Here is a 14,136-nt window from a genome sequence, read left to right as displayed (position 1 = left end):
TGGGCGCACGGTGTCCGTCAGGCACTGTGTCAGGCACGATGCTGGGCACGATGCTGGGCACGGTGCCGCGCCAGGGCCGGCAGCAGGGTGCCGACCGAGACGGCGACGATGCCCGCGCCGAAGATCTGGAACGTCGCCTCCGCTCCCAGCCGCTGTGCGACGAACCCCGCGGCGACGGCGGGCAACGAGATCGCGGCATAGGCGACGATGTAGAAGGCGGCCATGACCCGAGCCCGGCCGTCCGGCGGCGCGGCGGCACCGACGGTGCGCAGTGCGCCGAACATCGCGAAGCCGACGCCGATGCCGATCACCACGCTGGCCGCGACGAACAACACGGCGCTGTCGGCGGACAGCGACCACGCCATCGACGCGATGCCCCCGATGAGCGCGAGCGTCCCCCAGACGATCTGGACGGCCGGGGGCAGCGCCCGCGCGACCAGGGGCGGCACCGCCGACGCGCCTCCCAGAGCCAGGATGGCCAGACCGGCCGCGAGCGAGCTCGCGGTGTGGAGGAGAGCGGGGGCCAGCGTGCCGGCGAGTCCCAGGTAGATGCCGATGATCGACCAGGCGCAGGTGATCGCGAGGCCCGCGACGACGAACGGCGCGCGGATCTGCCGTGGCACGCCCGGTGTCGCGATCCGGAGCCCGGAGCGTGACACCCGTGGCACGGTCTCGGGGACCGTCGTCATGCCCAGCAGCAGAACGGCGACCAGCACGGCGAGCACGACGAACGGGGTGACCAGCGGTGCCGGCGCGAACTGCAGGAGCACCGCGCCGAGCAGACCGCCGGCCCCGACGCCCAGGGCGCTGGCGACGACGTTGGCGAGACTGGCCGTGGCCGGATCGCGGCCCTGCCGCAACTCCAGCAGGGCGGCGCCGGACGCGCTGATCGCGATGCCGGTGGCCAGCCCCTGCACCGCGCGGGCGGCGAACAGCCAGGCGGCGCCGGACGCGAACCCGAACAGGCCCATCGCGACGAGCAGGCCGGACAGGCCCGTCATGACGACCGGCCTGCGGCCCCAGGTGTCGGAGACCCGGCCGAAGACCAGCAGCGAGGCCAGCACCCCCAGGCAGTACGTGGCGTAGATCAAGGTCACGGTGGAGGTCGGCAGATGCCATCGGACCGCGTACAGCCTGTACAGCGGAGACGGCACGGCCGACGCGGCGAGGCAGAGCCCGATGACCCCCGCCGTCAGCGCGAACGCGGGCCCGGACGCCTGCCGTCTCGCCGACGGACCAGCCGACGCGGCAGCCGTCGAAGCAGGCGACGTAGTGGGCGACGTAGTGGGCGACGTAGTGGGCGACGTAGTGGGCGACGCGGCAGCCGACGGATCAGGCGACGAAGCAGTGGAAGTCGCGTTGTTCACGCCTATCAGGTTCGCCGGGGCGCCGCGCGCGGACGAGTGGCAGAACTGCCGCCATCCATCAAAATCCTGCCGTTATGGTGATCGCATGAGAGCCGTTCCCGGCATCGTGGCCCTCGCCGTCATTGCGGACATGCCGATGTTCGAGCTGTCCATCGCCTGTGAGATCTTCGGAACCGACCGCCGCGAGCTCACCGATCCCTGGTATGAACTGCGGCTGTGCGCCGCCCGGCCCGGGACGACGCGTACGCAGAACGGGTTCGCGCTGCACACGCCCTACGACTTCCACACTCTCACCACGGCCGACACCGTGGTGGTCCCCGCGATTTCGGCCGACGCCGTGCTCGCGGGCGACGTGGGCCGCACGGGCGGCACGCGCAACGCGGACGACACGGGCGGCGCGGCCGGCATCACCGAATCGGGACTGCCGGAAGCCCTACGTGAAGCGCACGCGAACGGCGCCCGGATCGTCTCACTCTGCACGGGCGCCTTCGTCCTGGCCGCAGCGGGGCTCCTCGACGGGCGGCGGGCCACCACACACTGGATGTACACCGGCATCCTCAGCGCGCGTCATCCCCGCGTCCGGGTCGATCCCGCCGTCCTCTACGTGGACGAGGGCGACGTGCTCACCAGCGCGGGACGCACCGCCGGGATCGACCTGTGCCTGCATCTCGTCCGGACCGACCTCGGCGCCGAGGTCGCCAACCAGGTCGCCCGGCGCATGGTCACGCCCGCGCATCGGCCCGGCGGGCAGGCGCAGTACATCGAGGCTCCGGTGCCGCGTTCCGGTGACGACGGGCTGGCCCCCGTCCTTCAGTGGGCGCTGGAGCGCCTGCATGAGCAGCTCACCGTCGCGCAGATGGCCGCGTGGGCATCGGTCAGCGCGCGCACGCTGGTGCGGCGGTTCCATGCGGCCACCGGCACGACCCCGCTGCGATGGCTGCACGCCCAGCGCCTCGCGCGGGCCCGGCACCTCCTGGAGACGACCGATCTGCCGATCGAGCGGATCAGCCGGATGTGCGGCATGGGCACGGCCGGGAACCTGCGGCACCATTTCGTCAGGTCGGTCGGCGTGACCCCGGCCGACTACCGCCGGACGTTCCAGAGCGGGCGGGCGGTGTCCACGAGCGCGCCCGCCCGGATTCCCTACAGCTCGACGGGGCCGTAGATGGCGGCGGGGGCGCGGCGGGTCATGGCCCAGTAGCGGTCGCCGTACGACCAATGCCACCACTCGGTGGGGTAGTTGACCAGCCCGGCCGCCTCCAGGGCGGCGCCCAGGACGTCGCGGTTGTGCCGCGCCTCGGCTCCCACGGGGGCGGCGGTGTAGCACGCGCCGCCGCTCTGCTCGGGGGTGGCGTTGACCGCCGTGCCCATGTCGAGCTCCACTCCGTCGTCGTCACAGAGCGTGAGGTCGACGGCCGCGCCCGCGGTGTGCGGAGCCACCTCGATCGGCGAGACGTACCGGCTCGCGGCGACGTGCAGCTCCGCCTCCGTCAGCCGGGGGTACGCCGCCCGCAGTTCGTCCTTGTACTCCTCGAAATACTTCGTCTGCAGCGACGGCGGGCGATAGCCCTCGACCACCACCAGATGGCACCCGGCGGGCAGGAGGTCCTGGGCCTCCTCCAGACGGGCGAGCAGGCCCTCGCGCAGATGGGCGTAGGCCCCGGCGGGGTCGGCGAGCCGCTCGTCCACCCGCAGCCGCCCTCGCACGTCGCTCAGTTTCTCCCCGCATTCGTGCACCTCGATCGAGGTCACGCGGGGGTCGGAGATGAGCACCGGACCCTCGTCGAGGGCGGGCACGGCGGAGCGATCACGCGAGAAGTCGGACATGGGCATCAACCTACCGTCAGACGGTGTCCGAAAAGACCTCTTCACGTGCTCGGTCCAATGCCGCGACGATCGCACCCATGAGAACGGGATTGCCCTCCACTCCGGTCGCCACCACCGTGGGACGGCTCGGACACACCCGCGCCACCGCCTCCTCGACGCGCTCCGCGAGATGACCGCCGCCGGCCCTGCCCACGTCGCCGCCGAGCACGACGAGCCCCGGGTCGAGGACCACGGACACCGCCGCGACCCCGACCGCGAGCCGTCCCGCCAGGTCTTCGACGAAGTCGTCGTTGCCTGTGTCGATGGCCGTACGGACCAGGTCGGCGACCTCCGCGTCCCGCGTGTCCGGGGTGGTGAGGCCGTGCGCGCGGGCCAGGTTCCACAGCGCCTCTCCTCCGACGAGGCGCTGGAAGGAACCGGTCTGCGGCGCGGTGACCGCGCTGGGCAGGGGTTCGCCCGGGACGGGCAGCCAGCCGATCTCGCCCGCGCCGCCCGTGATGCCCCGGTGCAGCCGGTTGCCGAGCATGACGCCGAGGCCCTGGCCGACGCCGGTCCAGAGGATCACGAAGTCGTCGGCGTCCCGCGCGGCGCCGTACGCCTGCTCCGCGAGCGCCGCGAGGTTGACGTCGTTCTCGATGATCACGCTGTCGCCGAGCAGCGTGCGCAGCCCGGCGAGGATGCCGACGTGCCAGGCGGGCAGGTCGACCGAGTAGCGCACGTCGCCGGTGAGCGGGTCGACCACGCCGCGCGTGCCGATGACGAAGCAGCGCAGCCGGGTGAGCCCGATCCCGGCCGTCCCGCAGGCCCGCTGGACGGCCTCGTGGACCAGGCCCACGGGGTCGCCGGCCTCGCTCGGGTCGACGGTCACCTGGGCGACGACCGTGCCGGTGATGTCCGCGACGGCGGCCGTGACGCTGCCGGGCAGCACCTCCAGCCCCGCGACGTACGCGCTGGAGGGGTTGACGCCGTAGAGGGCGGCGTTGGGGCCGCGCCCGCCGGGGCGCTCCCCCGCGGCCGTGACCAGGCCGCGCGTCTCCAGACGGGCCAGGAGCTGGCCGGATGTGACCTTGGACAGCCCGGTAAGCTCTCCCAACTCGGCCCTGGTCAGCGGGCCTCTGGAGATGAGGAGTTCCAATGCCGCGCGGTCGTTGATCTGCCGGAGCAGGCGAGGCGTACCCGGTCGTTGAGGCACCGGCTGGTTCCCCTCTCGTCACGATCCGCTAACGCGGTCTTTTTTATAAGAAAGTTTCTTGTTAGTTTATCGCCAGCCAGCCCGGAGGCAACCGATCAGCCTCGGGACGCCAGAGCGCCGACCGAAAGGAGAGCGCCTTCCAGCAGGTGAGCGGCCCGCCGACACCCCCCACGAGGCGCACCCCCGACGCGAAGCCGGGAAGGGAGAGACCAATCGTGAAGATCGTGAAGCTCGCGGTCGCAACCACCGCGACCGCTGCCCTGGCCCTGGGACTCGCCGCTTGCGGAAGCGACGACTCCGGAAGCACGACCGCCCCGTCGGCCTCCGCCGCCGCGAGCGGTCCGAAGTTCGCCGGCCAGACTCTTACCGTGTGGCGACTCGGTGCCCCCACCGACGTCTTCACCAAGTACATGGACGACCTGAACGCCAAGTTCAAGGAGCAGACGGGCGCCGAGGCGAAGGTCCAGTGGATCCCCTGGCCCGACGCGCAGAAGAAGTGGACCACCGCGCTCGCCGGCGGCGAGGGCCCGGACGTCACCGAGTTCGGCAACGACCAGGTCGCCGCCTGGGTGGCGCAGGACGCGCTCACCGACATCACCGACGCCGTCAAGAACGACCCCGAGCTCCAGCAGATTCCGCAGAACCTGTGGAGCTACGAGACGATCGACGGCAAGATCTACGCCGTGCCGTGGGGCGGCGGCACCCGCGCCGTGCTCTACCGCAAGGACTGGTTCGAGAAGCTCGGCATCGAGGTCCCCAAGACCTGGGACGACCTGGTCGCCGCGGCCAAGACGATCGTGGACAAGCAGGGCAAGGACGTCGACGGCTTCGCCTTCAACGGCGGCTCCGACGCGAACATGTCGCTGTCGCCGTTCGTCTGGTCGGCCGGCGGTGACTTCGCGAAGTTCGAGGGCGGCAAGTGGGTGGGCCAGCTCACCCAGCCGGGCTTCAAGGAGGGCTTCCAGTTCTACACGGACCTGGTCGCCAAGGACGGCGTGTCCGGCAAGGGCCGCCTGACGCAGAACTCCGTCGACATCGCCCAGCGCTTCGCCGCCGGCAAGGTCGGCATGTACGTCACCGGCGGCTGGGACATCGCGGCCATCAAGGAGCAGAGCAAGGGCAAGGTCGACGAGTCGAAGATGGGCTTCTTCTCGCTGCCCGCCAAGGACGGCTCCGGTCCGGCCCCGGCCTTCCAGGGCGGCAACGACATCGCCGTCTGGAAGGACGCCAAGAACCCCGAGCTCGCCCTCGAGTACGTCAAGCTCGCCGCGGGCAAGGAGTTCGGCGTCCGGTACGCCAAGGAGGGCGGCCTGCTCCCGCTCTACCCCGACGCGCTGGAGGAGATGGGCAGCGACCCCGCCCAGAAGCCGTTCACGGACACCTTCAAGGTCGCCAAGGGCTTCCCGGCCAGCCCCAACTGGGCGGAGGCCAACGACACCAAGGCCGTGCTGCAGAACGCGGCGCGTGAGGTGATCGAGGGCAAGAAGAGCGTCGACCAGGCTCTGACGGACGCGAACACCGAGCTTGAGACGATTCTCAACCAGTAGATCATGACTCAGATGTCAACCCTCGCCCGGGGCGGAGCCGACACCTCCGCCCCGTCGCGGCGCAGTCGCAAGGGGGCGCGCGGGCCGGGGCTGTCCCCCAAGGCCGTCCCCTACGTCCTGCTTCTGCCGGGCCTCCTGGTCATCGCGGTGCTGCTGCTCTACCCGCTGTACCAGATGGTCGAGATGTCCTTCCACAAGGTCGGACTCCGGCAGATCAAGGCCGTCAACCCCGCGCCCGCCGACTTCGTCGGCTGGGACAACTACACGCAGATCCTCGACTCCGACCTGTTCTGGTCGTCGCTGCGCAACACGGTGGCCTTCGCCGTCGTCACCGTCGCGCTGACGCTCATCCTCGGCACCCTCGTCGGCCTGCTGCTCAACAAGCTCGGCCCGAAGATGTCGACCTTCGTGGTCGTCGGCATCATGGCCGCCTGGGCCACCCCGCCGACCGCGCAGGCGATCGTGTGGAAGTGGCTGTTCGACTCCGACTCGGGCATCGTCAACTGGACGCTGAACCTCCTGCCCGACTGGCTGTCGAACCTGGTGTTCGGCCACGCCGACTGGAGCGGATATCCGTGGTTCAACGACACGCTCACGCTCTACTTCGTGCTGATCGTGGCCGTGGTGTGGGCGTCGTTCCCGTTCATCGCGGTGTCGGTGCTCGCGGGGCTCAAGAGCATCCCCTCGGAGCTGTACGAGGCGGCGAAGATGGACGGCTCGGGCGCGGTCCACACGTTCCGGAGGATCACCCTTCCGCTGCTCAAGCCGGTGTTCTCGGTGCTGGTCGTGCTGTCGATCATCTGGGACTTCAAGGTCTTCACGCAGCTCTACCTGCTGGCCGGCGGCACGGTGAACCGTGACGCGTTCAACCTGTCGCTGTGGAGCTACGCCGAGGCGTTCAGCAGCCCGCCGAAGATGGGCCTGGGCGCCGCCATCGCGGTCGTGCTGACCGTGATCCTGCTGCTGATCACCTTCGTGTACGTGCGTCAGATCGTGAAGACGGAGGACGACATCCGATGAGCCCGCTCGCCCGCAGGAGGCTCGGACAGGCCGCGCTGAACGCGGCCGGGGTCGTGGTGTTCCTCTTCGCCGTCTTCCCCGTCTACTGGATGGTCACGACGGCCTTCAAGCCGAACGACCAGATCTTCACCACGAGCTTCATCCCGTTCCCCAGCCCGCCCTCGATGGACCACGTCTCGCGGGTCTTCACCAAGGGCGTCGCCGGCCACTCCATCTGGCAGTACCTCTTCAACAGCACTCTCGTGGCGCTCAGCGCCGTCGTGATCGGCGCGGTGTTCGCGCTGCTCGCGGCGACCGCAGTGGCGAGGTTCCGCTTCCGGTTCCGCACGTCGTTCCTGATCCTGCTGCTGATCGTGCAGATGGTGCCGGCCGAGGCGCTGCTGATCCCGCTGTTCACCATGGTCAAGCGGCTCGGCCTGTACGACCAGCTGCCCGGCCTGATCATCATCAACGTCGGCCTGACGCTGCCGTTCTCCGTCTGGATGCTGCGCACGTTCGTCGCGGCCGTGCCCAAGGAGCTGGAGGAGGCCGCCTGGATCGACGGCGCCGGCCGCTTCACCACCTTCTGGCGGGTGCTGTTCCCGCTGGTCGCCCCGGGCCTGGTCGCCACCAGCATCTTCGCCTTCATCACCACCTGGAACGAGTTCGTGTTCGCCCTGACCCTCATCGGCGACCAGGGCAAATACACGATGCCGGTCGCGCTGCAGTTCTTCGTCGGTCAGCGGTCGACCGACTGGGGCGGGATCATGGCCGCCTCCACCCTGATGACCATCCCGGTCCTCATCTTCTTCCTGCTGGTCCAGCGGCGGATGGTCTCCGGCCTCGTCGCGGGTGCGGTCAAGGGATAACCCGACCGCCACCGGCACACCCCTCGTACGGCCCCCCTGGTACGGCCACCGGATCCGGTGGCCGTACGGGCCCTGCACGCGCGCCCTCACTCCACCGTCACCTAAGGAGCCGAGACACCATGTCCGCCACCCGCGACCCCCTGCCGGGGGCCGCCGACCTGTCCACGCGCACCGGCGACCCGGGCCTGCACCGGCTCGCGGCGGGCGCACTGCTGATCTCGTTCCAGGGGACGACCGCGCCGGACTGGGTCCTGCGCGGCCTGGAGGACGGTCTGGGCGGCGTCTGCCTCTTCGGGTTCAACGTCGCGGACGGCGAGCAGATCGCGGCGCTCACCGCCCGTCTCAACGAGGCGGGCCGCCCGGTCGTCTCGCTGGACGAGGAGGGCGGGGACGTCACCCGCCTGGCCTACCACACCGGGAGCGTCTACCCGGGCAACGCGGCGCTCGGCGCCGTGGACGACGTGGCCCTGACCGAGCGGGTCTACCACGCGATGGCCGCCGACCTGGCGCGGTGCGGGGTGAACTTCGACATCGGCCCGGTGGCCGACGTCAACACCGCCGACGACAACCCGATCATCGGCACCCGGTCGTTCGGCTCCACGCCGGACCTGGTGGCCCGGCACACGGTCGCCGCCGTACGCGGCCTGCAGTCGGCGGGGATCGCCGCCTGCGTCAAGCACTTCCCCGGCCACGGCGCCACCCTTCAGGACTCCCACCTGGAGATTCCGCTGGTGGACGCGCCGCTCGACGTGCTCAGGGAGCGCGAGCTGGTCCCGTTCGTCGCGGCGATCGAGGCAGGAGCGAAGTCGATCATGACGGCGCACGTGGCGGTTCCCGAGCTGACCGGGGACCTGCCGGCCACGCTCAGCGCGCGGGCGCTGACCTGGCTGCTGCGCCGCGAGCTGGGCTACGACGGCGTCGTGCTCACCGACGCCCTCGACATGCACGCGATCAGCGGGAGCGTGGGGCTCGCGGAGGGCGCGGTGCGGGCCCTGGCCGCGGGCGCCGACCTGCTGTGCCTCGGGCCGCTGCCCACCGCGGAGGACGTACGCGGCATGGTGGACCACATCGTGGACGCCGTCGCCGAGGGCAGGCTCGCCGCCGAGCGGCTGGAGGAGGCCGCCGCCCGGGTGGAGCGGCTGCGCGACTGGTTCGACGGCACGCGGCCGTCCCCGAACGGGTCGTCGGTCAATGGGGAGGCCGCGAACGGCGAGGTCGTCGGCCTGGACGCCGCCCGGCGCGCCGTGTCGCTGACGGGCTCGGCGGGGCCGCTGACCGACCCGTTCGTGGTCGAGATCGACACGCCGCCGACGATCGCGGTGGGCGAGGTGCCCTGGGGCATCGCGCCGTGGCTGCCGGAGGCCGAGATCGTCCGGGTCAAGCCGTCGGAGGCCGACGCCGGAGAGCTGCTCGGCCGGGCCCGGAAGCGTTCGCTGATCGTGGTCGTCAAGGACGCCCACCGCCACCCCGACAGCCGCGAGCTGGTCTCCGCGCTGCTCGCCGCCCGCCCGGACGCCGTCGTGATGGAGATGGGCCTGCCGATCTGGCGGCCCGGCGCCGGGGCCTACATCGCGACGTACGGCGCGGCCCGCGCCAACGCCCGGGCCGCGGTGGAGCTGCTGAGCGGTGACCCCTCGACGGCCGGGCTGTAGAGGGCGGGCTGTAGACAGCAGGATGTAGAGGGCCGTTATGAGGCAGGAGCCGACCGGCCCATCGGCCGGTCGGCTCCTGTTCACTTGTTCACCGCGGCGGCGTCCCCGGTGCCGCATACCGTGACGTCAGCCGCAGCTGATCGCGTTGTATGCGGCCTCGTAGGACGTGGTGACCTGCTCGCCGTTGATGAGCGACGTACCGGTCACGGTGGCCTTGCCCGCGCCGATCTGCCCGGCCCGGGTGTTGAAGGACTGGTAGGCCTGCTTGCCCGGGGCCACGTCGGCCACGGTCTTGGTGCCGTACGGGGTGGTCAGTGTGATCGTCGCCGGCACGTCGCCGTCGTTGACGGCCGTGACCGCCACGTACGCCGACGAGCCCACACAACGAGACGCGGCGGTAACGGTCAGCGGTGTCTCGGCGGGCGGCGTCGCGACCACCGTGAACGTCACCGACTGCACCTCGGAGGTGTTGCCGGCCTTGTCGGTCGCCCGGTAGCGCACCGTGTGCTCGCCGACCTGATCCACCGGCACCGGAGCCGAGTAGGCCTGGAACGCACCACCGTCCAAGGCGTACTCCACCGTCTCCACCCCCGACTCGCTGTCGGTCGCGGAGATGGTCACCGTGGCGGAATCCACGTAGTCGCCGTCGGCGTTCTTGTCGCCCGACACCGACGCCGACACCTCGGGCGGGGTGGTGTCCTCCGGCTGCGGGGCCACTACCGTGAACGTCACCGACTGCACCTCGGAGGTGTTGCCGGCCTTGTCGGTCGCCCGGTAGCGCACCGTGTGCTCGCCGACCTGATCCACCGGCACCGGAGCCGAGTAGGCCTGGAACGCACCACCGTCCAAGGCGTACTCCACCGTCTCCACCCCCGACTCGTCGTCGGTCGCGGAGATGGTCACCGCGGCGGAACCCACGTAGTCGCCGTCGGCGTTCTTGTCGCCCGTCACCGACGCCGACACCTGCGGCGGCGTCGTGTCGGTGGGTTCGGCGCTGGTGACCACGAGCTCGCCGACCATTCCCGCGTGACCGGGGATCTCGCAGTAGTAGCGGTACGTTCCGGGGGTGAGGGTCACCTGAACCTCGTGCCTGCCCCCGCTCGTGTCGAAGGGGCTGGCCATGATGTTGACGTCGACGTCGTGGTTGTAGCCGGGGCTGTCGTCGTCGAACGTCAGCGTGTGCGTCATGCCGTAGGTGTTGCCGGTCGACGCGTTGGTCTCGAAGACGATCGTCACGAGGCCGGCCGTCGCCGTGGTCGGCGCGGACTTGTATTCGGTGTAGCTGTTGTCGGCGGTCCAGACGAGCGTCTGCTCCGCCGCCAGGCCGGCCCGCTGACCCTGGTCCTGTGCCGCGGCACCGACTCCCGACAGCCATACCGTCGGCAGTGCCACAGCCAGGATCACCAACGCCATGCGTCCGAACGTGGCCGGGGATCTGAGCGCCTTCCGCAGAGCACGGACGAAGCCCGATGAAGATCTGATGCGCATATACCGTGTACCTCTCATGATCTGATGCTCGGCCGTCGGACATCGCACTTCGGCCGACGTCACTCGGGGGGCGTGCCGGGCGGGAGAGCTCGCGTACACGGGCGTCGCGGAACTCGGCCAGGCGGTGTCGGCCTCGGAGCTGTGGTAGGTCAGGCGGCCATGACGGGCGGCGTCGCCACGCCCAGAGTCAGGGCGACGTCTCCCTTGTGATCACGACACGGCACCGGGCGGGTGGCCGGGGTGTGCGAAGAGGTCTCTTCGGCCCATCGTCCGCTCCTTCGGTTGTAGGGGGGGCAACAGCAACCTTCGGAAGAACTACCTGGTCAGCGGCAGTGGTCACCGGGCTCGACGATGTCGGACGTGGCACCGGCCCCGGCGATCTCCTCGTCTCTGCGCCGATCGATCGTTTCCGGAGACGGCAGCGGTGCCGTGACGTCCACATCCCTTCGGAGACCGGTGGTCACTCCTCCGACGCTTCGGCGGAAACGTAACATTCTGGCCGTATTTAGTCCACATCTATGACTAAGTAGACTCGTTCGTTACCATACTTCCTGAAGAAACCCGCTAAAGGATGGGTCTTATCGACAGAAGTCCCCCCACGTCTGTACAAAGTCCTCCGGATCGGCATGGCCGGCTCACCGCCGGCGTCACGGACCACCCCCCAGCTCGCCACACGTTGCCGCACGTGGGCGAGCGCCGTCACCGATTGGGAACCATGACCGAGAAGACCAGCGACGTGACGCGACGCCTGCTGTCGCGGCGCGCCTTCGCCACCACCGCGGCCGCAGCCGCCGCGATCACACCGTTCGCCGTGGCAAGTCAAGCCACCGCGGAACCCGCCGGCAAGACCACCCGTAAGACCGCAGGGGAGCCGGGCGAGGTCCGCCGCATCACCCTCTACGTGGACAAATTCCCCGATGGGCAGATGGGCTACGGCCTGGAACCCGGCAAGCCCACCATCCCCGGCCCCCTCATCGAAATGATCGAGGGCGAGACCCTCGAAATCGAACTCGTCAACAACACCGACGTCACCGCCAGCCTGCACGTGCACGGCGTCGACTACGAGACGAGCAGCGACGGCACGCGGATGAACGACAGCGTCGTCCAACCCGGAGGCCGCTACGTCTACACCTGGCGCACCCACGCCCCCATCACACGCGCGGACGGCACCATCGCCCCCGGCAGCGCCGGCTACTGGCACTACCACGACCACGTCGTCGGAACCGACCACGGCACCGGCGGCATCCTCCTCGGCCTCTACGGACCACTAGTCGTACGCCGCACCGGCGACACCCTCCCCGACAAAACCTTCACCGTCGTCTTCAACGACATGAAAACCAACAACCTCACCACCGCACCCGACTTCACCGCCAAACTCGGCGAACGAGTCGAATTCATCGTCATCGCCCACGGCAACCTCTTCCACACCTTCCACATCCACGGACACCGCTGGGCCGACAACCGCACCGGCACACTCACCAACCCAGACGACCAAAGCCGAATCATCGACACCAAAACCACAGGACCCGCAGAATCCTTCGGCTTCCAAATCATCGCCGGCGAATACGTCGGCCCGGGAATGTGGATGTACCACTGCCACGTACAAAACCACTCCGACTCGGGAATGGCCGGGGTGTTCAAGGTCACCGGCGGCGCGAGCGAAAAGGTGCCGCTGACCGTTACCGCCACGTCTCGTTGCGTGGGCTCGTCGGCGTACGTCGCGGTCACGGCCGTCAACGACGGCGACGTGCCGGCGACGATCACACTGACCACCCCGTACGGCACCAAGACCGTGGCCGACGTGGCCCCGGGCAAGCAGGCCTACCAGTCCTTCAACACCCGGGCCGGGCAGATCGGCGCGGGCAAGGCCACCGTGACCGGTACGTCGCTCATCAACGGCAAAGAGGTCACCACGTCCTACGAGGCCGCATACAACGCGATCAGCTGCGGCTGACCCTGCATCTTTCCGCGCAGATCTCCGGATCGGCATGGCCGGCTCACCGCCGGCGTCACGGACCACCCCCCAGCTCGCCGCACGTGGGCGAGCGCCGTCACCGATTGGGAACCATGACCGAGAAGAACAGTGATGTGACGCGACGCCTGCTGTCCCGGCGCGTCTTCACCACCAGCGCGGCCGCAGCCGCCGTGATCACACCGTTCGCCGTGGCGAGTCAGGCCACCGCGGAACCCGCCGGCAAGACCACCCCCACGACCACCAGTAAGACCGCGGGCGAACCGGGCGAGGTCCGCCGCATCACCCTCTACGTGGACAAATTCCCCGATGGGCAGATGGGCTACGGCCTGGAACCCGGCAAGCCCACCATCCCCGGCCCCCTCATCGAAATGATCGAGGGCGAGACCCTCGAAATCGAACTCGTCAACAACACCGACGTCACCGCCAGCCTGCACGTGCACGGCGTCGACTACGAGACGAGCAGCGACGGCACGCGGATGAACGACAGCGTCGTCCAACCCGGAGGCCGCTACGTCTACACCTGGCGCACCCACGCCCCGACCACTCGCGCGGACGGCACCATCGCCCCCGGCAGCGCCGGCTACTGGCACTACCACGACCACGTCGTCGGAACCGACCACGGCACCGGCGGCATCCTCCTCGGCCTCTACGGACCACTAGTCGTACGCCGCACCGGCGACACCCTCCCCGACAAAACCTTCACCGTCGTCTTCAACGACATGAAAACCAACAACCTCACCACCGCACCCGACTACACGGCCAAACTCGGCGAACGAGTCGAATTCATCGTCATCGCCCACGGCAACCTCTTCCACACCTTCCACATCCACGGACACCGCTGGGCCGACAACCGCACCGGCACACTCACCAACCCAGACGACCAAAGCCGAATCATCGACACCAAAACCACAGGACCCGCAGAATCCTTCGGCTTCCAAATCATCGCCGGCGAACAGGTCGGCCCGGGAATGTGGATGTACCACTGCCACGTACAAAACCACTCCGACATGGGAATGGCCGGAATGTTCATCGTGACCGACGCGAACGGAAACGTGCCGGGCCACTCCATGGACGACATGCCGGATCACTCGACGAGTGGGACGCCGAGTCCCTCCACGAGCGACATGCCGGGCCACACAATGAGTGGGACGTCGGGTCACTCCATGGACGCCATACCGGACCACTCCATGCACGGCATGTGACGGCGCCACCGCCGTACG

General features: G+C 69.4%; 12 protein-coding genes. 7 read left to right on the top strand and 5 right to left on the bottom strand.

Annotation, left to right across the window (positions count from 1 at the left end; genetic code table 11):
• Positions 1–29: 29 nt before the first annotated feature.
• Positions 30–1,367, bottom strand: coding sequence for an MFS transporter (locus OHB01_RS21700; RefSeq protein ID WP_328853899.1), 1,338 nt, complete (start codon positions 1,365–1,367; stop codon positions 30–32).
• Between the two features lie 85 nt (positions 1,368–1,452).
• Between OHB01_RS21700 and OHB01_RS21695 the strand changes: the two genes are divergently transcribed.
• Positions 1,453–2,532 carry a helix-turn-helix domain-containing protein gene (locus tag OHB01_RS21695; protein ID WP_328853898.1) on the top strand — a complete coding sequence of 360 codons (1,080 nt, stop codon included), beginning with the start codon at positions 1,453–1,455 and terminating at the stop codon, positions 2,530–2,532.
• Here OHB01_RS21695 and OHB01_RS21690 read toward each other — a convergent pair.
• Both OHB01_RS21690 and OHB01_RS21685 read right to left on the bottom strand, forming a co-directional pair.
• A complete protein-coding gene (locus OHB01_RS21690; RefSeq protein ID WP_142650529.1) occupies positions 2,511–3,194 on the bottom strand; it encodes a M15 family metallopeptidase in 684 nt (227 codons plus the stop codon). The two genes, OHB01_RS21695 and OHB01_RS21690, sit on opposite strands and share 22 nt — an antisense overlap.
• Positions 3,195–3,210: 16 nt before the next feature.
• Positions 3,211–4,386: an ROK family protein gene (locus tag OHB01_RS21685; RefSeq protein ID WP_328853897.1), complete on the bottom strand. Its 1,176-nt coding sequence runs from the start codon at positions 4,384–4,386 to the stop codon at positions 3,211–3,213.
• Between the two features lie 215 nt (positions 4,387–4,601).
• On the opposite strand from OHB01_RS21685, the gene OHB01_RS21680 reads away from it, so the two are divergent.
• The 4 genes from OHB01_RS21680 to OHB01_RS21665 all read left to right on the top strand — a co-directional run bounded on the left by OHB01_RS21680 (position 4,602) and on the right by OHB01_RS21665 (position 9,453).
• Entirely contained in the window at positions 4,602–5,933 is a 1,332-nt protein-coding gene (locus OHB01_RS21680; RefSeq protein ID WP_142650527.1) for a sugar ABC transporter substrate-binding protein, read from the top strand.
• A 12-nt stretch (positions 5,934–5,945) separates the two neighbouring features.
• Positions 5,946–6,953, top strand: coding sequence for a carbohydrate ABC transporter permease (locus tag OHB01_RS21675; protein ID WP_240971908.1), 1,008 nt, complete (start codon positions 5,946–5,948; stop codon positions 6,951–6,953).
• Entirely contained in the window at positions 6,950–7,801 is an 852-nt protein-coding gene (locus tag OHB01_RS21670; protein ID WP_142650525.1) for a carbohydrate ABC transporter permease, read from the top strand. Before OHB01_RS21675 ends, OHB01_RS21670 begins: the two co-directional genes overlap by 4 nt.
• A gap of 119 nt (positions 7,802–7,920) precedes the next feature.
• On the top strand, positions 7,921–9,453 hold the full coding sequence (locus OHB01_RS21665) for a glycoside hydrolase family 3 protein (RefSeq protein WP_142650524.1): 1,533 nt from the start codon (positions 7,921–7,923) through the stop codon (positions 9,451–9,453).
• Positions 9,454–9,579: 126 nt separating this feature from the next.
• Here OHB01_RS21665 and OHB01_RS21660 read toward each other — a convergent pair whose 3' ends face one another.
• Positions 9,580–10,866: a cupredoxin domain-containing protein gene (locus tag OHB01_RS21660; RefSeq protein WP_328853896.1), complete on the bottom strand. Its 1,287-nt coding sequence runs from the start codon at positions 10,864–10,866 to the stop codon at positions 9,580–9,582.
• Between the two features lie 398 nt (positions 10,867–11,264).
• Positions 11,265–11,405, bottom strand: coding sequence for a hypothetical protein (locus OHB01_RS21655; protein ID WP_168066698.1), 141 nt, complete (start codon positions 11,403–11,405; stop codon positions 11,265–11,267).
• Positions 11,406–11,656: 251 nt separating this feature from the next.
• Here OHB01_RS21655 and OHB01_RS21650 point away from each other — a divergent pair, with 251 nt between their 5' ends.
• Positions 11,657–12,895, top strand: coding sequence for a multicopper oxidase domain-containing protein (locus tag OHB01_RS21650; RefSeq protein WP_328853895.1), 1,239 nt, complete (start codon positions 11,657–11,659; stop codon positions 12,893–12,895).
• 113 nt (positions 12,896–13,008) lie between these two features.
• The gene (locus tag OHB01_RS21645; RefSeq protein WP_328709509.1) at positions 13,009–14,118 is read left to right on the top strand and encodes a multicopper oxidase domain-containing protein; all 1,110 of its coding nucleotides are present in this window, start codon (positions 13,009–13,011) and stop codon (positions 14,116–14,118) included.
• Positions 14,119–14,136 lie beyond the last annotated feature (18 nt).

The sequence above is a fragment of the Microbispora hainanensis genome (assembly GCF_036186745.1).
In the GTDB taxonomy this organism is placed as follows: Bacteria; Actinomycetota; Actinomycetes; order Streptosporangiales; family Streptosporangiaceae; genus Microbispora.
This window is presented reverse-complemented; position numbering and strand designations above follow the sequence as displayed.